Origin of the sequence: Dactylosporangium sp. NPDC000521, from assembly GCF_042898305.1 — a bacterium.
GTDB lineage: Bacteria > Actinomycetota > Actinomycetes > Mycobacteriales > Micromonosporaceae > Dactylosporangium.
In genome coordinates, this window is the sequence record NZ_JBIAYW010000038.1 from 34,503 (window position 1) to 55,359 (window position 20,857).

The 20,857-nt window shown below is 70.5% G+C and carries 24 protein-coding genes; 17 read left to right on the forward strand and 7 right to left on the reverse strand.

The genetic code is table 11. The features are described from left to right. Nucleotides 1-276, reverse strand: coding sequence for a ferredoxin (locus ACFY3L_RS52005; RefSeq protein WP_389342524.1), 276 nt, complete (start codon nucleotides 274-276; stop codon nucleotides 1-3). A 146-nt stretch (nucleotides 277-422) separates the two neighbouring features. Between ACFY3L_RS52005 and arc the strand changes: the two genes are divergently transcribed. Continuing rightward, a complete protein-coding gene (arc, locus tag ACFY3L_RS52010; protein ID WP_389342527.1) occupies nucleotides 423-2,189 on the forward strand; it encodes a proteasome ATPase in 1,767 nt (588 codons plus the stop codon). Between the two features lie 328 nt (nucleotides 2,190-2,517). Here arc and ACFY3L_RS52015 read toward each other — a convergent pair whose 3' ends face one another. Beyond that, nucleotides 2,518-3,819 carry a condensation domain-containing protein gene (locus ACFY3L_RS52015; protein ID WP_389342530.1) on the reverse strand — a complete coding sequence of 434 codons (1,302 nt, stop codon included), beginning with the start codon at nucleotides 3,817-3,819 and terminating at the stop codon, nucleotides 2,518-2,520. A gap of 107 nt (nucleotides 3,820-3,926) precedes the next feature. Here ACFY3L_RS52015 and dop point away from each other — a divergent pair, with 107 nt between their 5' ends. From dop to ACFY3L_RS52045, 6 genes are all read left to right on the forward strand, one after another. Then, nucleotides 3,927-5,444, forward strand: a complete 1,518-nt coding sequence (dop, locus tag ACFY3L_RS52020) for a depupylase/deamidase Dop (RefSeq protein WP_389342533.1) — start codon at nucleotides 3,927-3,929, stop codon at nucleotides 5,442-5,444. A gap of 44 nt (nucleotides 5,445-5,488) precedes the next feature. Further along, nucleotides 5,489-5,704, forward strand: coding sequence for a ubiquitin-like protein Pup (locus ACFY3L_RS52025; protein ID WP_033362892.1), 216 nt, complete (start codon nucleotides 5,489-5,491; stop codon nucleotides 5,702-5,704). Nucleotides 5,705-5,801: 97 nt separating this feature from the next. Beyond that, nucleotides 5,802-6,641, forward strand: a complete 840-nt coding sequence (gene prcB / locus ACFY3L_RS52030) for a proteasome subunit beta (RefSeq protein ID WP_389342536.1) — start codon at nucleotides 5,802-5,804, stop codon at nucleotides 6,639-6,641. Nucleotides 6,642-6,715: 74 nt separating this feature from the next. After that, a complete protein-coding gene (gene prcA, locus ACFY3L_RS52035) occupies nucleotides 6,716-7,540 on the forward strand; it encodes a proteasome subunit alpha (protein ID WP_389342539.1) in 825 nt (274 codons plus the stop codon). Nucleotides 7,541-8,204: 664 nt separating this feature from the next. After that, on the forward strand, nucleotides 8,205-8,480 hold the full coding sequence (locus ACFY3L_RS52040) for a hypothetical protein (RefSeq protein ID WP_360572683.1): 276 nt from the start codon (nucleotides 8,205-8,207) through the stop codon (nucleotides 8,478-8,480). Next, nucleotides 8,477-8,797: a hypothetical protein gene (locus tag ACFY3L_RS52045; protein ID WP_389342542.1), complete on the forward strand. Its 321-nt coding sequence runs from the start codon at nucleotides 8,477-8,479 to the stop codon at nucleotides 8,795-8,797. Before ACFY3L_RS52040 ends, ACFY3L_RS52045 begins: the two co-directional genes overlap by 4 nt. A 241-nt stretch (nucleotides 8,798-9,038) precedes the next feature. Here ACFY3L_RS52045 and ACFY3L_RS52050 read toward each other — a convergent pair whose 3' ends face one another. Genes ACFY3L_RS52050 through rfbB form a run of 4 tightly spaced genes read right to left on the reverse strand, consistent with a single transcriptional unit; the run spans nucleotide 9,039 to nucleotide 11,989 of the window. Further along, nucleotides 9,039-9,740 (reverse strand): glycosyltransferase family 2 protein, encoded by a 702-nt coding sequence (locus ACFY3L_RS52050; protein WP_389342545.1) that lies wholly within the window; start codon nucleotides 9,738-9,740, stop codon nucleotides 9,039-9,041. Beyond that, nucleotides 9,727-10,137, reverse strand: a complete 411-nt coding sequence (locus tag ACFY3L_RS52055; protein ID WP_389342548.1) for a DUF2304 domain-containing protein — start codon at nucleotides 10,135-10,137, stop codon at nucleotides 9,727-9,729. The genes ACFY3L_RS52050 and ACFY3L_RS52055 overlap by 14 nt, the downstream gene beginning before the upstream one ends. Then, the gene (rfbD, locus tag ACFY3L_RS52060; protein ID WP_389342551.1) at nucleotides 10,134-11,015 is read right to left on the reverse strand and encodes a dTDP-4-dehydrorhamnose reductase; all 882 of its coding nucleotides are present in this window, start codon (nucleotides 11,013-11,015) and stop codon (nucleotides 10,134-10,136) included. Before rfbD ends, ACFY3L_RS52055 begins: the two co-directional genes overlap by 4 nt. After that, the gene (gene rfbB / locus ACFY3L_RS52065) at nucleotides 11,012-11,989 is read right to left on the reverse strand and encodes a dTDP-glucose 4,6-dehydratase (RefSeq protein WP_389342554.1); all 978 of its coding nucleotides are present in this window, start codon (nucleotides 11,987-11,989) and stop codon (nucleotides 11,012-11,014) included. The genes rfbD and rfbB overlap by 4 nt, the downstream gene beginning before the upstream one ends. A 73-nt stretch (nucleotides 11,990-12,062) precedes the next feature. Here rfbB and rfbA point away from each other — a divergent pair, with 73 nt between their 5' ends. The 5 genes from rfbA (at nucleotide 12,063) to ACFY3L_RS52090 (ending at nucleotide 15,842) form a co-directional block, all read left to right on the forward strand. Continuing rightward, nucleotides 12,063-12,932, forward strand: coding sequence for a glucose-1-phosphate thymidylyltransferase RfbA (gene rfbA / locus ACFY3L_RS52070; RefSeq protein WP_360572687.1), 870 nt, complete (start codon nucleotides 12,063-12,065; stop codon nucleotides 12,930-12,932). 64 nt (nucleotides 12,933-12,996) lie between these two features. Continuing rightward, nucleotides 12,997-13,596 carry a dTDP-4-dehydrorhamnose 3,5-epimerase family protein gene (locus ACFY3L_RS52075; protein WP_389342557.1) on the forward strand — a complete coding sequence of 200 codons (600 nt, stop codon included), beginning with the start codon at nucleotides 12,997-12,999 and terminating at the stop codon, nucleotides 13,594-13,596. A gap of 35 nt (nucleotides 13,597-13,631) precedes the next feature. Continuing rightward, the gene (gene pafA / locus ACFY3L_RS52080) at nucleotides 13,632-14,990 is read left to right on the forward strand and encodes a Pup--protein ligase (protein WP_389342560.1); all 1,359 of its coding nucleotides are present in this window, start codon (nucleotides 13,632-13,634) and stop codon (nucleotides 14,988-14,990) included. A 25-nt stretch (nucleotides 14,991-15,015) separates the two neighbouring features. Beyond that, nucleotides 15,016-15,243 carry a hypothetical protein gene (locus ACFY3L_RS52085; RefSeq protein ID WP_389342563.1) on the forward strand — a complete coding sequence of 76 codons (228 nt, stop codon included), beginning with the start codon at nucleotides 15,016-15,018 and terminating at the stop codon, nucleotides 15,241-15,243. Further along, on the forward strand, nucleotides 15,240-15,842 hold the full coding sequence (locus ACFY3L_RS52090; protein ID WP_389342566.1) for a hypothetical protein: 603 nt from the start codon (nucleotides 15,240-15,242) through the stop codon (nucleotides 15,840-15,842). Before ACFY3L_RS52085 ends, ACFY3L_RS52090 begins: the two co-directional genes overlap by 4 nt. On the opposite strand, the gene ACFY3L_RS52095 is transcribed toward ACFY3L_RS52090, so the two are convergent. Then, nucleotides 15,810-16,922 carry a DUF3866 family protein gene (locus ACFY3L_RS52095; protein ID WP_389342569.1) on the reverse strand — a complete coding sequence of 371 codons (1,113 nt, stop codon included), beginning with the start codon at nucleotides 16,920-16,922 and terminating at the stop codon, nucleotides 15,810-15,812. The genes ACFY3L_RS52090 and ACFY3L_RS52095 overlap by 33 nt on opposite strands. 105 nt (nucleotides 16,923-17,027) lie before the next feature. On the opposite strand from ACFY3L_RS52095, the gene ACFY3L_RS52100 reads away from it, so the two are divergent. The 5 genes from ACFY3L_RS52100 (at nucleotide 17,028) to tatC (ending at nucleotide 20,790) form a co-directional block, all read left to right on the forward strand. Next, on the forward strand, nucleotides 17,028-18,035 hold the full coding sequence (locus ACFY3L_RS52100) for a helix-turn-helix transcriptional regulator (RefSeq protein WP_389342571.1): 1,008 nt from the start codon (nucleotides 17,028-17,030) through the stop codon (nucleotides 18,033-18,035). Between the two features lie 34 nt (nucleotides 18,036-18,069). Continuing rightward, nucleotides 18,070-19,035: a helix-turn-helix transcriptional regulator gene (locus ACFY3L_RS52105; protein WP_389342574.1), complete on the forward strand. Its 966-nt coding sequence runs from the start codon at nucleotides 18,070-18,072 to the stop codon at nucleotides 19,033-19,035. A gap of 21 nt (nucleotides 19,036-19,056) precedes the next feature. Further along, entirely contained in the window at nucleotides 19,057-19,290 is a 234-nt protein-coding gene (locus tag ACFY3L_RS52110; protein WP_389342577.1) for a hypothetical protein, read from the forward strand. 247 nt (nucleotides 19,291-19,537) lie between these two features. Then, on the forward strand, nucleotides 19,538-19,804 hold the full coding sequence (gene tatA / locus ACFY3L_RS52115; protein WP_389342580.1) for a Sec-independent protein translocase subunit TatA: 267 nt from the start codon (nucleotides 19,538-19,540) through the stop codon (nucleotides 19,802-19,804). An 83-nt stretch (nucleotides 19,805-19,887) separates the two neighbouring features. Continuing rightward, nucleotides 19,888-20,790, forward strand: a complete 903-nt coding sequence (gene tatC, locus ACFY3L_RS52120) for a twin-arginine translocase subunit TatC (RefSeq protein WP_389342607.1) — start codon at nucleotides 19,888-19,890, stop codon at nucleotides 20,788-20,790. The last annotated feature ends 67 nt before the right edge of the window (nucleotides 20,791-20,857 follow it).

A 20,857-nucleotide genomic window follows, 5' to 3' on the forward strand; every position in this document is an offset into this window, starting at 1 on the left:
TCAGTCGGCGTTGGGTCCGGCGACGGGCACGTCGTCGGACGCCCGGTGCACGTGGATGCAGTCGCCGGGGCACTCCTTGGCCGCGTCGATGACCTCGAGCCGGAGGTGTTCGGGCACGTCAACGCGGCTGCCGGGGGCCAGTCGCAGCTCGCCGTCGGTCCCCTTCACGTAGGCCAGGCCATCGACGTCGAACTCGAAGACCTCGGGGGCGTACTGCACGCACAGGCCGTCACCAGTGCACAGGTCCTGATCGACCCACACCTCAAGAGCGCTCACGCCGCAAGATTACAGGGCTGGTGGAAAGTGCTTCCAGGCCGCACGATTTGTAAAAGCCCTGTGGCGCACGGGTTCGAAGGGGCCCAGACCGGCGAACAACAGTTAGTGTTAGAGCACAACGTTCAAAGCCCCCGGGGAGGTGGGACGTGGCACGCAGCGACGACGCGGAGACGCGCGCCGCACGATGGGAGAAGGACGCCCACGATCTCTCCACGCAGGTCGCTTTCCTCCAGGAGGAACTCGCCCTGGTGCGGCGCAAGCTGACGGAGACCCCGCGACACGTGCGACAGCTCGAGGAGCGGCTCGCCGCAGCGCAGGCGCAGATTGCCCGGCTGACCGAAAACAACGAGCGGCTCGTGGCCACCCTCAAGGAGGCCCGTGCCCAGATCGTGACGCTGAAGGAGGAGGTTGACCGCCTGGCACAGCCGCCGAGCGGTTACGGCGTCTTCCTCGCCCGCCACGAAGACGGTTCCGTTGACGTCTTCACCGGTGGGCGCAAGCTGCGCGTGGCAGTGTCCCCGACCATCGAGGTCGAGGAGCTGCGTCGAGGCCAGGAGGTCCTGCTCAACGACGCCCTGAACATCGTCGACGCGCTCGGGTTCGAGCGGGCCGGCGAGGTCGTCATGTTGAAGGAGATCCTGGAAGGTGGTGACCGCGCTCTCGTCATCTCGCACGCCGACGAGGAGCGGATCGTCCACCTGGCCGACACGCTCGCCGAAGCGCCGTTGCGCGCCGGCGACTCGCTCATGATCGAGCCCCGCTCGGCGTACGCGTACGAGCGGATCCCGAAGAGCGAGGTCGAGGAGCTGGTGCTGGAGGAGGTGCCCGACGTCGACTACACCGACATCGGCGGCCTCTTCTCGCAGATCGAGCAGATCCGCGACGCCGTGGAGCTGCCGTTCCTGCACGCGGAGCTGTTCCGCGAGCACCTGTTGCGCCCGCCGAAAGGCGTCCTGCTCTATGGCCCTCCCGGCTGTGGCAAGACGCTGATCGCCAAGGCGGTCGCCAACTCGCTGGCGAAGAAGATCGCCGAGCGGCGTGGCGAGGAGCGCAGGACCAGCTACTTCCTCAACATCAAGGGTCCCGAGCTGCTCAACAAGTATGTCGGCGAGACCGAGCGGCACATCCGGCTGATCTTCCAGCGCGCCCGTGAGAAGGCGAGCGAGGGCACCCCGGTCATCGTGTTCTTCGACGAGATGGACTCGGTGTTCCGCACCCGTGGCTCGGGCGTCTCCTCCGACGTCGAGAACACGATCGTGCCTCAGCTGCTGAGCGAGATCGACGGCGTCGAGGGCCTGGAAAACGTCATCGTCATCGGCGCATCCAACCGGGAAGACATGATCGACCCGGCGATCCTGCGCCCCGGCCGGCTCGATGTGAAGATCAAGATCGAGCGACCGGACGCCGAGGCGGCCAAGGACATCTTCTCCAAGTACATCCTCACCACCGTCCCGCTGCACAAGGACGACATCGCCGAGCACGACAACTCGGCCGAGGCGACCGTCGCGGCGATGATCGACGCGGTGGTCCTGCGGATGTACTCCGAGACCGAGGAGAACCGGTTCCTCGAGGTGACCTACGCCAACGGCGACAAGGAGGTCCTGTACTTCAAGGACTTCAACTCCGGCGCGATGATCCAGAACATCGTCGACCGGGCCAAGAAGATGGCGATCAAGGACTTCCTCAGCAACGGCCAGAAGGGCATGCGCCTCCAGCACCTGCTCGACTCCTGCGTTGACGAGTTCCGCGAGAACGAGGACCTTCCCAACACCACCAACCCCGACGACTGGGCCCGCATCTCCGGCAAGAAGGGCGAGCGGATCGTGTACATCCGCACGCTCGTCTCCGGCGGCAAGGGCGCGGAGGCCGGCCGGTCCATAGAGACCGCGACCAACACCGGCCAATATCTGTAACACCGCGACACGGGCGGGCGGCGACCTCGGCAGAGGCGCCGCCCGCTTTCGCATCGGCCGGAGCGCCGGGAAGAGCGGAAGAGCCGGAACGTCATGGCTCCGGTCCGTCGCGGGCACGACCGCCGCGGCCGTCAGCGCCTGGTGTGCCGACAGGGCGAAGCTCATCGGGCCGGACCAGGCGAACCGACGGGCCCTGAAGGCCCTCCCTGCCACCCCCGCGTGCAGTTGCGGCGACGCGACCTTGCGGTCGCGCCCCCCCGGCCGGGGCGCCTGCGCCCCACCCGGCCGAGGCCGCGACGCGACCGTCCCGGCCGCGGACAACCGCAGGTCAGCCGGTGGCGTGTAGTGCGGCGTCGGTCAGGACGATCTCGAGCGTCGTCAGTACCGTGGACGCCTCCGCCAACGAGAGGTGGTGGGTGTCGGCGTAGCAGGTGAGCGCGGTGGCCGGGCCGTCGTCGTCGGCGTGCACGAACAGCCGGCTCGACGGGGTGTCCTTGAGCGGCGCCCAGTCGAGGGTCCGGCGAGCCACCGCCTCCCGGAGCGAGCCCCGCCCCGGCGACGGCGGGACGGGTCCGCGGCGGTCGTTGAGGTGGAAGTCGACCCGGAACTGCGGGCCGCGCTCCGCCGCGACCCGCGCGACCAGGGACTCCTTCGACGCCGTGTCGTAGTACGCGTGCTTGTAGGCGGCCGTCGCCGCCCGGTGGGCACCCGCCACGACCTGCTCGAACGGGGCGTCCGCGACGTCGACGAGGCACAGCCCCGGCTGGGCGACCGGCGCGACCACGTCCGCCAGCCCGGGCCGGAAGCGGTTGCTGGTCACCAGCAGCACCGGCACCGGGTCGACGCCCGCGCAGCGGCGCACGGCGACCGCGAACCCCGCGAGCAGCGTGGTGGAGGGGTCGGCGCCGGTCCGCTCCGCGAGGACCCGCGTGGCGAGGGGGATCGCGGGGGAGACCAGGCGGCCCTTCCAGTGCCGGGGCCGCTCCCGCCGCCGGGAGGAGCGGGGCCACGGCGGCGGCATCGCGCGCAGGACCCGCTCCCAGTGCCGCAGCGCGCTGCGACTCTGCCGGGCGCCGGCCTCCGACGCCTGCCAGCCGGCCTGCTCGAGCGGCTGCATGCCGGCGACCGGCTCCTGGACCCTCGCGGCGACCTCCCGCAGCATCACCGCGGCACCGGAGCGGTCCATCGCGATGTGCCAGATCACGGCGCACAGGTGGGTGAGGCGGCCGGCGTGGCGCACCACGCCCATCCGGATCGGCCAGTCGCTGGTGAAGTCGATCGGATCGCGGCGGAACCGGTGGAGCATCCGGTCCGCCTCGGCCTGCGGATCGGCGGCGGCGCCGTCCGTGTCGAGGACCTCCAGGGTGGCGGTGCCGCCGGCCGCGACGAGCTGCCGGGGCGTCCCGTCGTCGCCGAACCGCAGCCGCGTGCGCAGCACCTGGTAGCGGCTCATGAGGTACCGCAGCTCGGCCGCGACGTCCCCGACGGTCCGGCCCGGCGGCAGGGGCGTCACCCCGCCGAGCGGCAGCTGCTCGCCGAACCTGGTCATCGACGCCCAGATGTCCCGCTGACCCCACGACAGGGGCGCCTCACCCTCGCCGGCACCCTCGAACGCGACCCGGATTCGCATCCGTGGATGTTACGGGCGGCGACGGCTTCACAACAATCGGACATCATGCAAACCTGGCGCGCCGCGGTGGAGGCAGAGTGTCGTACCTTGCGACTAGGGTTGTGGGCATGAGTGTGCGGCGCGTGATGGGCACTGAGGTCGAATACGGCGTGTCGGTGCCCGGCCAGCCGGGAGCAAACCCGATGGTGACGTCATCCCAGGTGGTCAACGCTTATGGCGCACGACCCGAGCTCACGAAGGGCGGGCGGGCCCGGTGGGACTACGAGGAGGAGTCCCCGCTGCGCGACGCGCGCGGGTTCACCTACTCGGGTGCCCTCTACGATCCGGCGGAGGCCCTCGCTGACGAGGATCTCGGCCTGGCCAACGTGATACTGACCAATGGTGCGCGGCTCTACGTGGACCACGCGCACCCCGAATACTCCACGCCCGAGTGCACCAACCCGCGTGACATCGTGCTGTGGGACAAGGCCGGCGAGCGGGTGATGGCCGAGGCGTCCCGCCGCGCCGCCACGATCCCGGGGACGCTGCCGATCCACCTGTACAAGAACAACACCGACAACAAGGGCGCCAGCTACGGCACGCATGAGAACTACCTCATGCGGCGGCAGACCCCGTTCGCCGACATCGTCATGCACCTCACCCCGTTCTTCGTCACCCGGCAGATCGTGTGCGGGGCGGGCCGGGTCGGCATCGGTCAGGACGGGTCCGGCCCCGGCTTCCAGATCTCCCAGCGGGCCGACTTCTTCGAGGTCGAGGTCGGCCTGGAGACCACGCTGAAGCGGCCGATCATCAACACCCGCGACGAGCCGCACTCCGACGCCGACAAGTACCGGCGGCTGCACGTCATCATCGGCGACGCCAACCTGTCGGAGATCTCCACCTACCTCAAGGTCGGCACGACGTCGCTCGTCCTGGCCATGATCGAGGACAAGGTGCTGTCGGGCGACCTCGGCATCGCCGACCCGGTGACCGAGCTCAAGGCGGTCAGCCACGACCCGTCGCTGAAGCACCTGATCCGCATGCGCGACGGCCGGCGGCTGAGCGCGCTGGACATCCAGTGGGCGTTCTATGAGCGGGCCCGCGCCTACGTGGACTCCCGGCAGGGGTCCGACGTCGACGAGCAGACCGCCGACGTGCTCGAGCGCTGGGAGAACGTGCTGGACCGGCTCGGCCGCGACCCGATGCTGTGCGCCGGCGAGCTCGACTGGGTCGCCAAGCTCCGCCTCCTGGAGGGCTACCGCGAGCGCGAGTCGCTGGGCTGGTCGTCGCACAAGCTGCAGCTGGTCGACCTGCAGTATTCCGACGTCCGCGCGGAGAAGGGCCTCTACCAGCGGCTGGTGGCCCGCGGGTCGATGCAGACGCTGTTCACCGAGGACGAGATCCAGCGCGCGATCGTCGAGCCGCCGGACGACACCAGGGCCTACTTCCGCGGCCGGTGCCTGGCGAAATACCCCGCTGAGGTGGTTGCCGCGAGCTGGGACTCCGTCATCTTCGACGTGGGCAGGGAGTCGCTGGTGCGGGTGCCGATGATGGAGCCCGAACGAGGGACCAAGAAGCACGTTGGTGCACTGTTCGACAAATGCCCGAGCGCGAAGGATCTGCTCGAAGCGATCACTTCCGGGTAAGTTCGATGCAGCGGTTGTTGGTGGTCCCCCGAGGAGGATGAGACATGGCGACGAGGGATACGGGCGGGCAGTCCCAATCCGGTAAGTCGCGGCGCGACGAGGAAGAAGACGTCGCCGCGCCCGAGGTCAACCCTGAGACAGCCGAGCGGGTCGAGCAGCTGGGCGAGGACGTCGACGACCTTCTCGACGAGATCGACTCGGTGCTCGAGGAGAACGCCGAGGAGTTCGTCCGCGGATACGTGCAAAAGGGCGGCCAGTAGCCGTCACTGAGAAGACCCCGTCGGTCCGGACGCATCCGGGCCGACGGGCGTATTGTTTGGTCAACAACAGTCGATCATCCTTGTGAAGGGAGCTCCGTTGCCGACGGGTCTTGACCACTCTGGGCGTCTGCCGGCCGCGTTCCACGCCGCGGGGACCTCGTCGTTCAGCGAGTTCCTGTCGGCCGTCGCACCTGAGATGCTCCCGGGTCGCCGGCCGCTGCCGCCCGGCATGGCCGCCGACGTCAGCGCGCACGCGACCACGATCGTCGCCATCACCTGCGCCGACGGCGTGCTCATGGGCGGCGACCGGCGCGCGACGATGGGCAACCTCATCGCCCAGCGCGACATCGAGAAGGTCTTCGCCGCCGACGCCTACTCGCTGGTCGGCATGGCCGGCACCGCCGGGTTCGGCCTGGAGATGATGCGCCTGTTCCAGGTCGAGCTGGAGCACTACGAGAAGATCGAGAGCTCGATGCTCTCCCTGGAGGGCAAGGCCAACCGCCTCGCCACCATGGTCCGCAACAACCTCGGCGCCGCGATGCAGGGCCTGGCCGTGGTGCCGCTGTTCGCCGGGTTCGACGTCGACGCCAAGTCCGTCGACAAGGCCGGCCGCATCTTCAGCTTCGACGTCGCCGGCGGCGTCTACGAGGAGCGCGGCTACGACTCGATCGGCTCGGGTTCGCTGTTCGCGAAGTCGTCGATGAAGAAGCGGTACAAGCCCGGCATCACCACCGCCGAGGCCGTGAAGATCGCCGTCGAGGCGCTCTACGACGCCGCCGACGACGACACCGCCACCGGCGGCCCGGACCTGCTGCGCGGCATCTTCCCGGTCATCATGACGGCCACCGTCGAGGGCACTCACCGCCTCACCGACGAGGAGACCCGCGCGGTCGCCGAGACCGTCATCGCCGAGCGCGCCGACAACCCGGGCGTCTGAGCCCCCGCTCCACCGCCCTCACGCAAGCCAGCCCCACGTAAGCCAGCTCCCACGTCAGAAGGAGAACCCGCCCCGTGGCCATGCAGTTCTACGCCTCGCCCGAGCAGATCATGCGGGACCGCTCGGAATACGCGCGCAAAGGCATCGCGCGCGGTCGCAGCGTCGTGGTGCTCAGCTACGAGGGCGGCGTCCTCTTCGTCGCGGAGAACCTGTCGACCGCCCTGCACAAGGTCAGCGAGATCTACGACAAGATCGGCTTCGCCGCCGTCGGCCGCTACCCCGAGTTCGAGAACCTGCGCTCCGCCGGCGTCCGGCTCGCCGACCTGCACGGCTACTCGTACGGCCGCCGCGACGTCACCGGCCGCCAGGTCGCCAACGCCTACGCCCGCACCCTCGGCGCCATCTTCACCCAGGAGCAGAAGCCGTACGAGGTCGAGATCTGCGTCGCCGAGGTGGGCGCCACCGCCGAAGAGGACGAGCTCTACCGCATCACGTACGACGGCTCCGTCCAGGACGAGCCGGGCCTCGTCACCATGGGCGGCCAGTCCGACGCCATCTCCGGCGCCGTGAAAACCCGCCTGCGGCCCGACCAGACGCTCGCTGAGGCGCTGAAGCTGGCGGTCGAGGGTCTCGGCAGCGTCGGCGGCGAGGGCGGCCAGCCGAGGAAGCTGGCGGCCAACCAGCTCGAGGTCGCCGTCCTGGACCGCAACCGCCCGGGCCGCACGTTCCGCCGGCTGACGGGCCTCGCCCTCACCGCCATCCTGGATGACTCGGCCAAGGCCGAGTCGGTCGAGGAGGGCCTGGAGGACAAGCCCCAGCCGCCCGCCTCCCCGAGCACCCCCGCCGACAACGCCAGCGGCCCCGCTCCCGCCCCGGAGTCGGACAAGCCCACCTCCTGACCACCGACGCCCAGCCGCACCACCGCGCGGGCCTCCCGCCGCCGGGACACCACCCCGCGGCCAGGAGGTCCGCGCGTGGTCTTTTCGGGGCAAGCACGCCGCCGCGGCCGTGCTCATCGGCGCCATGACCGAATGGCGGGATTCGGTCACGATCCGCCATTCGATCTGTGAAGGGTTGTGTCAAGCGGCGGTGGGGATGGCTGCCGCGTCGCGCTGTTCGGGTTCGGGCGGTGGCGCGAGGTGGTGTCGGCGGGTGAGTTGTCGGCGCCGTTTTCGCTGCCGAGGGGCGTCGCGTGCCTGGTGGTGCTGGTTGTCGCCGTGCTGGTGGTGATCCAACGATGGATCTGGTCGTTCGGGCGGCCGGGGTTGTCCTTAGATCATGTTGGTGGCCGGCGTCCTGGTGGGGATGGCTGCCGCGTCGCGCTGTTCGGGTTCGGGCGGTGGCGCGAGGTGGTGTCGGCGGGTGAGTTGTCGGCGCCGTTCTTGCTGTCCAGGGGCCGTTGCACGACTGGTGGTGCCGGGTTGTCGCCGCGCTGGTGGTGATCCAAGGATGGGTCTGGTCGTTCGGGCGGCCAGGGTTGTCCTTCGATCAAGTGACGGCGTGGCGGGCAGGAGCCGGGTGGGGGCGTGGACGGAAGTCTGACGGGCGTCGTACATTGGAGGCATGCCGTACCGCTGGTGGCCGGCGACGCTGGCGGCGCTGGTCGGGATCACCGACGTCGAGGTGCTGCAGGCGTTGAATGCCGACCGGCGGCGGCCGCTGCCGGGGTTCGCGTTGGGGATTCCGGCGCTCAGCATCTGGGCGCGGACCGAGGCGGGCCGGGCGCTGATCGTCGTGGTGAAGCAGGAAGGCCAGTTCAGCTGGGGGATTCTCGGAGCGCGGGACATGACCCCTGACGAGCTCGCCGAGTTCGAGAAGTGGGAGGCGAGCGCAGCATGAGCACCGATCCGCTCAGCGAGCAGCAGATGGACGCCATGGTGGCGGCGGTGGCTGCCGGGGAGTTCACGTTCGACCGGGCGGCGCCGACGCCGGCGTTGCCGCCAAAGCCGGACGCGGAGGTCATGGCCGTCTACTCGATGCGGCTGCCGTCGGACGTGGCGCAGCGCCTGGCCGCGGTGGCGAAGAGCAAGGGCGTGAAGCCGTCCACGTTGATGCGGCAATACGTCGAATGGTGTCTGGCCACCGAGGTCAACGACCGGCCGATCTCGCTCACCGACGCGCTGCGCGCCCTGACCCAGCTGCGACCGGCCGCGTAGAACCCGGCAGCGGCACACCCGGCCGCAGTACACCCAGCAGAGCACACCTGGCTGCGGTGCACGTGGCGCGAGCAAGCCCGGCACAAGCAAGCAAGCAAGCTCAAGCAAGCAAGCTCAAGCAAGCAAGCTCAAGCAAGCAAGCAAGCGCAAGCAAGCACGGCGCAGTACACCAGGCCGCATCACACCGGGCGGCAGGAGAAGCCGGCCGCCCGGAGGGACGAGCGGCCGGGACGCGACGACGTCAGGTGCGGATCAGGGCCAGGAGCAGCACGATGCCCGCGCGCCCCAGGTAGATCGTGGACTTCATCGGCGAGGCGCTGGGGGTGCCCGCCATCCGGGGGCGCATAGCCACCGGGATCTGGGTGATCCGGTAGCCGGAGCGGGCGACCCGGACGAGGACCTCGATCGTGTCGCCCAGGTACTCCGCCGGGTACCAGTGGGCGAAGAACTCGATCAGCTTACGGTTGCAGGCCCGGTGGCCCGAGGTGGTGTCGCTGAGCTTCGTGCGGGCCAGGCGGGACAGTACCGCCGAGAGCATCCGCATCGCCCACTTGCGCGGGCCGGTGACGCTGTAGCCGCCCTCGCCCGCGAACCGGGCGCCGATGACCAGGTCGTGCTCGTCGAGCGCGTCGACGAGCTTCGGGATGTACCGCGGGTCGTGCTGCCCGTCGGCGTCGACCTGGATGGCGACGTCGTAGCCGTGGTCGCGGGCATACCGGTAGCCGGTGCGCATCGCGCCGCCGACGCCCAGGTTGAACGGCAGCCGGGCCACGATCGCGCCGGCCGAGGCGGCCCGCAGGGCGGTGTCGTCGGAGGAGCCGTCGTCGACCACGATGATGTCGACGCCGGGCAGCTCGCCGCGGACCTCGGTGACGACGTCGGCGATGGAGCCGGCCTCGTTCCAGGCCGGGACGATGATCAGGACCTTCTTACCGTTGATCATCGGAGACCCCAGCGGGAAGGTCCGAGGACGGGGACGAGGGGGCCGGCACGGAGGACGAGTCGCGCGGGCGGCCGAGCTCGCTGCGCAGCAGGGCCAGGTCCTCGGCCAGGGTCCGGGTCTCCTCCTCCAGGCGGCTCACCTCCCAGCTGAGGTGCACCGTGACCATGAGCAGGAACACGATGCCGAGGAAGAGCACGAGGCTCACCCCGGACTTGATGCCGAGGGCCTCGGCCACGTTGTTGATGATGGGCGGGAAGAACGCCATCGGCAGGATCACGATGCTGACGGCCAGCCAGAGGATCGCGTACTTCTCCTGCAGCTGGCGCCGCCGCAGCAGCTCGACCATGAAGGCGAGGACCGCCAGGGCGGTCACCCCCGTGACGATGATGAGCTTCACCCCGCACCCCCACTGCCGGGCACCACGCCGGCCGCGAACGCGGGCTCGCGCAGTGCCTCGGCCAGCATGGTATGCCAGTCCCGCATCGGCGCCATCCCCGCCGCGGCCCACCGGTCGTGGCCGAGGACGCTGTACGAGGGCCTCGCGGCCGGCGTCACGTAGGCCGCGCTGGTGGTCCGGCGGACCCTCGCGGGGTCGAGCCCGCACAGCTCGAACACCGCCTGCGCGAGCCCGTGCCACGTGGTCTGCCCCGAGGCCGTGCCGTGGTAGACCCCGGCCGGCGCGCCCGAGTCGGCGAGCTCGACGAGCCGGAGGGCCAGGTCCCGCGACCAGGTCGGCTGGCCCACCTGGTCGTCGACCACGTCCAGGTGGTCGCGGGTGGCGGCGAGGCGCAGCATCGTCTTGACGAAGTTGCGGCCCTGCGCGCCGTAGAGCCAGGCGGTGCGCACCACGTACCCCGAGTCCGGCAAGGTCGTCAGCACGCTGGTCTCGCCGACGAGCTTGCTGCGCCCGTAGGCGTTCAGCGGCGCGGTCGGGGCGTCCTCGGCGTACGGCGACGTCCCGGCGCCGTTGAACACGTAGTCGGTCGAAACGTGCACGAGCCGCGCGCCGAAGGCGCGGCACGCCTGGGCGAGCACCGTCACGCCCGTGCCGTTGACGGCGAGCGCGGACTCGTAGGCGCTCTCCGCGCCGTCCACGTCGGTCCAGGCCGCCGCGTTGAACACCACGTCGTGGCCGTCGACCAGGGCGTGGACCGCGTGCGGGTCGGTGATGTCCAGGTCGGCGCGCTTCAACGCGGTCACCGCCCGGCCGTCCAACGCCGCCAGGAGGTCCTGGCCGAGCATCCCGCCGGCGCCGGTCACCAGGTAACGGGTCACAGGGCCGCGCGCGTCTTCAAGGGCTCCCACCAGGAGCGGTTCTCCTTGTACCAGGCCACCGTCGCCGCGATGCCGTCCTCGAACGTGACGGCCGGCGCGTAGCCCAGCTCGTTGCTGATCTTCTCGTGGCTCAGCGAGTACCGCCGGTCGTGACCCTTGCGGTCCTCGACCGGGCGCACCGCGGACCAGTCCCGGCCGGTCGCCTCGAGGAGCACCTCGGTCAGCTCCTTGTTGGTCAGTTCGCGCCCGCCGCCGATGTTGTACACCTCGCCGGCGCGGCCCTTCTCCAGCGCGAGCTGGATGCCGGCGCAGTGGTCGGACACGTGCAGCCAGTCGCGGATGTTGCCGCCGTCACCGTACAGCGGGACCTGCTGGCCGTCGATGAGATTGGTGACGAAAAGAGGGATGACCTTTTCGGGGAACTGGTAGTGGCCGTAGTTGTTGGAGCAGCGGGTGACCACGACCTCCATGCCATGGGTGCGGTGGTAGGCGAGCACCAGCAGGTCCGAGCCCGCCTTCGAGGCCGAGTACGGCGAGTTCGGCTGCAGCGGCCACTCCTCCGTCCACGAGCCCTCGTCGATCGACCCGTACACCTCGTCGGTCGAGACGTGCAGGAAGCGGCCGACGCCCGCCCGGCGCGCCGCGTCGAGGAGGACCTGGGTGCCGATGACGTTGGTCGTCACGAACGGCCCGGCGCCGAGGATCGACCGGTCGACGTGCGACTCCGCGGCGAAGTGCACGACGGCGTCGTGGCCGGGCATGAGCTGCTCCACCAGGTCGGCGTCGCAGATGTCACCCTCGACGAAGTCGAACGAACCGGCCACGGGTGCCAGATTGTCCCGATTGCCGGAATAAGTGAGCTTGTCGAGCACGGTCACGGCCGCGCCGGCATACGCCGGGTAACCGCCTCCGAGGAGGGTGCGGACGTAGTGGGAGCCGATGAACCCGGCACCGCCGGTGACGAGGATTCTCACGGGATCGGGAGTCTAGTGCACTCGGCTGGACACTGAGTCGACCGAGGGTATCGGCTACCCGTAAGGTGGCCGAGTGCGTGGCATTATCCTCGCCGGTGGCACCGGCTCCCGCCTCTGGCCGCTGACGAAAGCGGTGTCGAAGCAGCTCATGCCCGTCTTCGACAAACCGATGATCTACTACCCGCTGACCACGTTGGTGATGGCCGGGGTCCGCGAGATCCTCGTCATCACCACCCCTGAGGACCAGGATCAGTTCCAGCGGCTGCTCGGCGACGGCACCCAGTGGGGCCTCGAGATCAGTTACGCGGTGCAACCACGCCCCGAAGGGCTCGCCCAGGCGTTCATCATCGGCGCCGACTTCATCGGCGACGACACCGTCGCGCTGGTCCTCGGCGACAACATCTTCCACGGTGCGCTGCTGGGCCAGCGCCTCGCCGACAACGCCGAGCTCAAGGGCGGCCGGGTGTTCGCCTATCCGGTGGCCAACCCGCAGGACTACGGCGTCGTGGAGTTCGACGCCGACGGCAAGGTGCTGTCGATCGAGGAGAAGCCAGCACGCCCGAAGTCGCGGTACGCGGTGCCCGGTCTGTACTTTTACGACAACCGGGTGGTGCAGATCGCCCGGGAGCTCAAGCCCAGCGACCGCGGCGAGCTGGAGATCACCGCGGTCAACGCCGCGTATCTCGAACGCGACGAATTGCACGTGGCAATCCTGGATCGCGGCACGGCGTGGCTGGATACGGGTACGTTCAACACGATGGTCCAGGCGGCCGAGTTCGTCCGGGTGATCGAGGAGCGGCAGGGCCTGAAAATCGGCTGCGTCGAGGAGGTCGTGTGGCGTGCGGGCTTCATCGACGACGCACAGCTGCGGGCACTGGCGGAGCCGTTGCGCAAGAGTGGCTACGGCGATTACCTGATCCATTTGCTCGATTGGGAAGCCTGACCGCCGCACGCACAATGAGCCGACCGAGCAAGCCTTCGACACTGCGACGGGTGGGGCCGCACACGTGAAGTTCCGTCAGCTTTCGATCGCCGGTGCCTGGGAGATCACCCCGGTGCAGCACGGCGATCCTCGCGGGCTGTTCCTGGAGTTCTACCGGTTCGAGCAGCTCAGCGCCGAGGTCGGCCACCCGTTGCGGCTGGCGCAGGGCAACGTGTCGGTCTCCGGCCGGGGCGTCGTGCGCGGCATCCACTTCGCCGACGTGCCGCCGGGGCAGGCCAAGTACGTCACCTGCACCAGGGGAGCCGTGCTGGACGTCGTCGTCGACATCCGGGTCGGATCTCCGACATTCGGCCGGTGGGAGGGCGTGCAGCTCGACGACGTCGACCGCCGCGCCCTCTACCTGAGCGAGGGCCTGGGGCACGGGTTCTGCGCGCTCACCGACGACGCGACGATCACCTACCTGTGCTCGGAGACGTACAACCCGACGGGGGAGCACGGCATCCACCCGCTCGACCCGGAGCTCGGCATCGTCTGGCCCGTCGACGAGCCGCAGCTGTCCGCCAGGGACGCCGTGGCGCCGTCGTTCGCCGAGATGCGGTCCGAGGGGCGGCTCCCGGATTTCGCCACCTGCGAGGCGTATATACAAAGTCTGCGGGCGCAATAGGGTCACATCGGCGCTCAGGCGGCTAATGTTCCTACATGGACCGGCGAATTTTCGGCCTTGAGACCGAATACGGGGTCACGTGCACCTATCGGGGACAGCGCCGCCTGTCGCCTGACGAGGTCGCCCGCTATCTGTTCCGGCGCGTCGTGTCGTGGGGCCGTTCCAGCAACGTGTTCCTGCGCAACGGCGCGCGCCTCTACCTGGATGTCGGCTCCCACCCGGAATACGCGACGCCCGAGTGTGACTCGGTGCCCGACCTGGTCACCCACGACCGGGCCGGCGAGCGGATCCTCGAAGGCCTGCTGGTCGACGCCGAGCGTCGCCTGCACGACGAGGGGATCGCGGGCGAGATCTACCTGTTCAAGAACAACACCGACTCCGCCGGCAACTCGTATGGCTGCCACGAGAACTACCTGGTCAGCCGGCACGGCGAGTTCGGACGTCTCGCCGACATCCTGATCCCGTTCCTGGTCACCCGCCAGCTCATCTGCGGCGCCGGCAAGGTGCTGCAGACCCCGCGCGGCGCCGTGTACTGCCTGTCGCAGCGCGCCGAGCACATCTGGGAGGGCGTCTCCTCGGCGACCACCCGGTCCCGCCCGATCATCAACACCCGCGACGAGCCGCACGCCGACGCCGAGCGCTACCGGCGGCTGCACGTCATCGTCGGCGACTCGAACATGAACGAGGTCACCACGCTGCTCAAGGTCGGCACCGCCGACATCGTGCTGCGGATGATCGAGGCCGGCGTCGCCATGCGCGACCTCTCGCTGGAGAACCCGATCCGCGCCATCCGGGAGGTGTCCCACGACATCACCGGCCGCCGCCGGGTCCGGCTCGCCAGCGGCAAGGAGATCAGCGCGCTGGAGATCCAGCAGGAGTACTTCGACAAGGCCACCGAGTTCCTCGACCGGCGCGGCGCCGACGCGGCGACCAAGCGGGTCATGGAGCTGTGGGGGCGGGTGCTCAACGCGGTCGAGACCGGCAACCTCAAGGGTGTCGAGCGCGAGATCGACTGGGTGACCAAGCTCGGCCTGATCGAGCGCTACCAGACCAAGCACGACCTGCCGCTGTCGCACCCGCGGGTGGCGCAGATGGACCTGGCATACCACGACCTGCGTCGCGGCCGGGGCCTCTACGGCCTGCTGGAGCGGCGCGGGAAGGTCGACCGCGTCTCCAGCGACCTGGACATCTTCGAGGCGAAGGAGACCCCGCCGCAGACCACGCGGGCGCGCCTGCGGGGCGAGTTCATCCGGCACGCGCAGGAGCGCCGGCGCGACTTCACCGTCGACTGGGTCCACCTGAAGCTCAACGACCAGGCGCAGCGCACCGTGCTGTGCAAGGACCCGTTCCGGGCCTACGACGAGCGCGTCGACCGACTGATCGCCAGCATGTGAACGTTGGGTTAGGCTGGCCGGCGCTATGGATGACAACCTCGCCGGTCAGCCCGCCCCTTCGGAGCACCTGAAGCCGAAGGCGAGCGACAATCCGGACAAGCCGCGGTCCAACCGCCACGGTCGCCGGCTGCAGCGCATCCGCGAGGAGATCGAGCGGAACCGGACCGACGGCCCGGCCATCCCGACCTGGGTCCTGGCGCTCACCCTGGTGCTCATCATCGCCGTCATGACCGCCCTGGTCGTGTACTCGTGAAGCGGCCGGCTGCAGCCCTGCCGGCCGCCGCCGCGCTGTGCCTGCTCGGAGGCCTGCTGCTGGCGGGCTGCACCGACGACGGCGAGCGCCGCACCCCGCTCCCGGTCGTCCCGACGTCCAGCGGCGAGGCGTCCGCGCTGCCCCTGCCGTCGCCGTCGCTGCCGCCGGTGGTCATCTCCGACGGCTGCCAGGGGCTCGTCACCCCCGCCCAGGTGCAGCAGGCGACCGGGCTGTCCGTGCAGGCCAGCGCCGGTGACGGCGCCGCCGCGGTCGCGCAGTACGGCCAGGCCGTGCAGAGCCTCGGCCTCGACGCGCGCGCCCGCATGTGCCCCTTCGGCAACGCCGGCGGCGACCAGGTCACGATCGTCGCGCTCACGTTCCCCGACGCGGCCCAGTCGCAGAAGCTCTGGACGACGATCAAGTCCCTCGAGGCCGTCGGCGGCGTCGGCGAGGCCGCGCTCAGCGACAAGTCCAAGACGCTGCTCGCCCGCCGCGGCAAGGCGATCGTCGCCGTCTACCTGGTCGTCGCCGCCGCCCCGGAGGCCAACCACCTGAGCCAGCTGCAGTCAGTCGCCAACGCCGCCCTCGCCAAGGCCTGAGCGCAGGCTCGCGGCCGCCGCCCGTCCGGCCGCCGCCGCGGCGAGGAAGTAGGCGCGGTCCTCCTCGTACCGGCGACCCATCGTCGACAGCCGCACCGGCAGCGCCAGCAGTGCGGGCTCCAGGTCCTCCGCCACGGGCGTGACGATGCGGTGCGGTGGACACAGCGGCCGCAGCTGCTCATGTACGACCAGCGCAAGGTCGGCTTCCAGGTCCGACGGCACGACGAGGTCCGCCGGCGCGAGCGCGACCCGCCCGAACGCGGTCAGGCTGTGGTGCGACACGCCGCGGTGCCGGGGCCGGGGGTCCGCGCCGGAGATGCGGGGCGCGGCGACCGGCCGCCCGCCCAGCGCCGCGACCGCGTTGACGGCCTCGCCCGCGGCGACCCCGGAGAAGCCCCACGAGGTGCCGGTGCCGAGGTTGCCGGGGCCCTGCGTGACGATCGCCAGGTCGGCGCCGAGCCCGTGGCGGGCGGCGAGCAGGCCGCTGTGCACGTTGGTCGACTCCAGGTCGCCGCCGAACGCCTGGCCGGTGGTGACCGTGCCGGCGAGCAGCGGGCGCAGGGCGTCGACGGTGCGGGAGAACCAGGCGGGCAGCGCGCCCCCGTCGGTCATCACGTACGCGACCCTCGCCGAGGGCCGGTCCGCGTGCACGCCGGCGAGGATGGCGGGCAGCGCCGAGTGCAGGTCCGCGATCACCACCGGCATCCCGGAGATGTCGGCGTTGTCGGTCAGGGCGCGGCGGAGCGGGGACGCCTCCTCGTCGGCGGCGAGGACGACCGCCTGCAGCGGCGTGTACCGCGCCTTGACCACGTGGCCGGGGGCGTCCACGTCGTCCGGCAACCGGTCCGGGACGGCGACGATCAGCGCGTACCCACCGGTGCCGAGACCCAGGGCGAGCGCGTTGACGTTCAGCAGCACCCGGTCACCGACCCGCGGCGTGCCCACCAGGGCCGGGTAGGCGAGGGCCCGGACCCGCTCCGGATCGTCCGGCCGGCGCGCCTCGAGGGCCACCTCCACCTCGACGCTGCCGTGCCACGATGTACGGGGAGCGACGACCGTCCCCCAGCGCCAGCGGATCACCGGGACAACCTACCGTGTCTGCGCGCCGTGACCGCGTCGTGACGTAACGAACCGTCACCGCGTGGGCGACGCCGCACAGGCGATCGGGCTGGTAGGTTCGCTGGCGTGTCGCGGACCCGAACCGAGCGCCTGGTCAATCTGGTGATCTGCCTGCTCTCGACACGCCGTTTCCTGACCGCCGGTCAGATCGCCTCCATCGTGCCCGGTTACGAGCACGACCCGGAGGACGAGCGCGACCACGAGGCGTTCCAGCGCAAGTTCGAGCGGGACAAGGCCGAGCTGCGCGAGCTCGGCGTGCCCCTGGAGATCGGCACGCCCTCCGTGTGGGACAACGAGCCCGGCTACCGCATCGCCCGCCGCGAGTACGCACTGCCCGACATCCCCCTGGCGCCCGACGAGGCGGCGGCCGTCGGCATCGCCGCGCGCCTGTGGCAGCAGACCGGCCTCGCCGCCGCCGCGTCGTCGGGCCTGGCGAAGCTGCGCGCCGGCGGCATCGACGTCGACCCGCACGCCACGCTCGGCGTCGAGGCGGTCGTCACCGTCGACCCGGCCTTCGAGCCCCTCACCGCCGCCGTCCGCGACCGGCAGGCGGTCACGTTCGACTACCACGTGCCCGAGCGCGACACCGCCCGGGCCCGCAAGCTGCAGCCGTGGGGCGTCGTCTGCTGGCGCGGCCGGTGGTATGTCGTCGGCCACGACCTGGAGCGCGGCGCGGAGCGGTGCTTCCGGCTGTCCCGGATCGTCTCCGGGGTCCGGAGGGTGGGCCGGCGCGGCGCGTACGAGCCGCCGAAGGTCGACCTGATCGCCTACGTCGCGAAGACGAGCGGCCCGGTCGAGCGCACCAGCCGGGCGACCGTCCTGGTGCGGCCCGGGCGCGCCGCGGGCGTGCGCCGCTGGGCGGAGTCGTGCGTGCCCTCGCCGGAGGGCGACCACCTCACGCTGCGCTACGCCGACCTCGACTTCTTCGCCGGCTGGCTGGTGGGGTACGGCGCCGACGTGGTCGTGCTCGATCCGCCGCCGCTGCGCGACGAGGTCGTGAAGCGCCTCAAGGAGATCGTCGCCGCGGGGCCGCAGGTGGACGCCCCCGCCGACCGGACCGAGGTGGCGGTGTGACGGGTTTCAGGCGCGACGCGGCGGAGGCGACGGCATGACGACCTCCGTGGACCGGCTCGGCCGGCTGCTCAACCTCGTGCCGTACCTGCAGGCCAGGCCGGGGATCACCCTCGCCGAGGCGGCGTCGGACCACGACATCACCGAGCGGCAGCTCCGCGACGACCTCGAGCTGCTGTGGCTGTGCGGCCTGCCGGGCTACGGCCCCGGCGACCTGATCGACATGGCGTTCGTCGGCGACGGCGTCACCGTCACGTACGACGCGGGCATCGACCGGCCGCTACGCCTGACGCCCGACGAGGCGCTCGCGCTCATCGTGGCGCTCCGCATGCTCGCCGAGACCCCGGGCGTCGCTCAGCGTGACGGCGTCCACCGGGCCCTGGCGAAGATCGAGCACGCCGCCGGTGACCTCGCCGACGCGCCCGTCGCGGTCCGTCTCCCCGGCAACGCCGACCGGCTCGAGGAGCTGCGCGGCGCCGTCGAGCGGCGGCACGCGCTGCGGATCACGTACTACACCGCGACCCGCGACGAGACGACCGAACGCGTCGTCGACCCGATGCGCGTCCTCGTCGTCGGCCGCTGGGCCTACCTGGAGGCGTGGTGCCGCCGCGCGCAGGCGGTGCGGCTCTTCCGGGTCGACCGGATCGACGCCTCGACCGAGCTGGACGAGCCCGCCCGCGTGCCGGTGCAGGCGCAGCCGACGGACACGCGCGCCGGCACCCTCTTCCGGCCCACGCCCGACCTGCCGCTCGTCACGCTGCGGGTGGGCCGGGGCGCGCGGTGGATCACCGAGCAGTACCCGTGCGAGGAGGTCGTGCGGGGCCCGGGGGAGCACTGGACGGTCTCGCTGCGCGCCTCCGACCTGGACTGGGCCCGGCGGATGGTGCTCGGGCTGGGCGCCGAGGTGTCGGTCGTGTCGCCGCCGGAGCTGGTCGCGTCGGTGGCCGCCACGGCGCGCGCCGCGCTCGCCGCGTACGACGCGCCCATCCCGGCGCTCCCGTAGCTGGTGGTTTAAGGTCGGTGGGTGCTCTGGTGGATCTCGGGTGGCATCGTCCTGGTCGCGATCATCGTCCTCATCGCCGTGGTGATGTCGATGGCGGGTCGCTTGCGTCAGTTCGGTAACACCGCGCAGTCGCTGCAGCGCCGGCTCCTCGACGGCGAGAAGCGACTCCAGCCCCACCTGGCCCAGCTGCAGCAGACCGCCGAGGCGATGCAGCCCCGCCTGGCCGCCATGCAGGAGCAGGCGTTGATCATCTAGGCACGCCGTGGTGAGCTCGAAGACGCTGATCAGCGCCCCGCCGCAAGCTAATAGTTAAGAAACCTTGCGGATCAACTGGGCAAATAGCACCTTTGTCCGGACGGATGGTTGACGATCCGGCAGTTCAGCGTCAACACTCGTCAGGACTTCAGCGGCCGGACCCCTTCCCGCAACCCGGCCTCTGCCCGTTACCCGAGGTGACCAGTAGGATGGGTCGGGCAGCACAAAGACAGTGAGGTGGCTTCACATGGGTGCACTCAAGCCGTGGCACATCATCGTGCTGGTGGTGGTGCTGATCCTTCTGTTCGGCGCCAAGCGCCTGCCTGACGCGGCGCGGTCGCTGGGTCGTTCGCTCCGGATCATCAAGGCCGAGACCAAGGGTCTCGCGGAGGACGACGTCGACGCCAAGGCCGAGGCTCAGTCGGGTCGCGCGCCGCTGTCGGGCACGATCGACGACAACCGTCCGTCGCCCGCGCCGACCGTCGACCCCGTCAACCGCGTCCCCGAGCGCTGAGGCACTCGATCGTCGTGAGCATCCTCGCCGGGCGGCGCCGTAACAAGGCGCCGTCGCAGTTCGAACGCGCCGCAGACGGCTCCATGACCCTCATGGAGCACCTGCGGGAGCTGCGCAACCGCCTGTTCAAGGCGTGTCTCGGCCTCGTCTTCGGGTTCGCCATCGGCTTCTGGCAGTCGGGCAACGCGATCAAGCTGGTCAAGCAGCCGGTCTGCGACGTCATGACGTCCCGCGGCCGGGAATGTGACTTCGTCCAGCTGGGCGTGGCCGACTTCTTCCTCCTGCAGTTGAAGGTCGGACTCTGGCTCGGCCTGCTCATCACCGCTCCCTGGTGGATGTATCAGCTGTGGGCGTTCATCGCGCCGGGCCTGCACCGCCACGAGCGCAAGTACGCGTACATCTTCATCTCGATCGCGGCCCCGCTCTTCGCGCTCGGCGCGTTCCTGGCCTGGTTCGCTCTCGGCCACGGCCTGGAGTACCTGCTGCCGAGCGAGGACATCGTCCACACCTCGCTCGACATCACCCGCTACGTCGACTTCATCACCACGGGCATGCTGGTCTTCGGCGTCGCGTTCGAGTTCCCGCTGATCGCGATGATGCTCAACTTCGCCGGGATCCTCAGCGGCCGCAAGCTGCTGGGCTGGTGGCGTGCCGTGGTGTTCATCTTCTTCGCCTTTGCCGCCGTCGCCACGCCCACCCCGGACCCGTTCACCATGTCGGGCCTGGCCCTGGCCATGTCGCTGCTGTACTTCGCCGCGGTCGGCGTCGCCCTGATCAACGACAAGCGCAAGGGCCGCAACCAGTCCGTCTACGCCGACCTCGCCGACGACGAGATCTCCTCGATCGACGACTACGCGCCGGAGCCGGTCGCCGCGGCCACCTCCGTCGGCGGTTACGACCCGGTCGACGCACCCACCCCGGTGGACGCCCCGACGCCGGTCGAGCGCCCGAGGTCCCTCGACAGCCGCTACGACGACATCACCTGACCCACCGGCCTTCGGGCCGTTCAGCCCCGACGCCCGCCGTGCGCAAGATGCCGGCGGGCGTCGTGCT

Bases quoted from the DNA above. Each gene is read 5' to 3' on its own strand.
- ACFY3L_RS52045 (WP_389342542.1), top strand. From the start codon at position 8,477: ATGAGCACCGATCCGCTCAGCGAGCAGCAGATGGACGCCATGGTGGCG.
- tatC (WP_389342607.1), top strand. From the start codon at position 19,888: ATGACCCTCATGGAGCACCTGCGGGAGCTGCGCAACCGCCTGTTCAAG.
- dop (WP_389342533.1), top strand. From the start codon at position 3,927: ATGAGTGTGCGGCGCGTGATGGGCACTGAGGTCGAATACGGCGTGTCG.
- ACFY3L_RS52025 (WP_033362892.1), top strand. From the start codon at position 5,489: ATGGCGACGAGGGATACGGGCGGGCAGTCCCAATCCGGTAAGTCGCGG.
- pafA (WP_389342560.1), top strand. From the start codon at position 13,632: ATGGACCGGCGAATTTTCGGCCTTGAGACCGAATACGGGGTCACGTGC.
- ACFY3L_RS52050 (WP_389342545.1), bottom strand. From the start codon at position 9,740: ATGATCAACGGTAAGAAGGTCCTGATCATCGTCCCGGCCTGGAACGAG.
- ACFY3L_RS52105 (WP_389342574.1), top strand. From the start codon at position 18,070: ATGACGACCTCCGTGGACCGGCTCGGCCGGCTGCTCAACCTCGTGCCG.
- ACFY3L_RS52085 (WP_389342563.1), top strand. From the start codon at position 15,016: ATGGATGACAACCTCGCCGGTCAGCCCGCCCCTTCGGAGCACCTGAAG.
- ACFY3L_RS52015 (WP_389342530.1), bottom strand. From the start codon at position 3,819: ATGCGAATCCGGGTCGCGTTCGAGGGTGCCGGCGAGGGTGAGGCGCCC.
- ACFY3L_RS52040 (WP_360572683.1), top strand. From the start codon at position 8,205: ATGCCGTACCGCTGGTGGCCGGCGACGCTGGCGGCGCTGGTCGGGATC.
- tatA (WP_389342580.1), top strand. From the start codon at position 19,538: ATGGGTGCACTCAAGCCGTGGCACATCATCGTGCTGGTGGTGGTGCTG.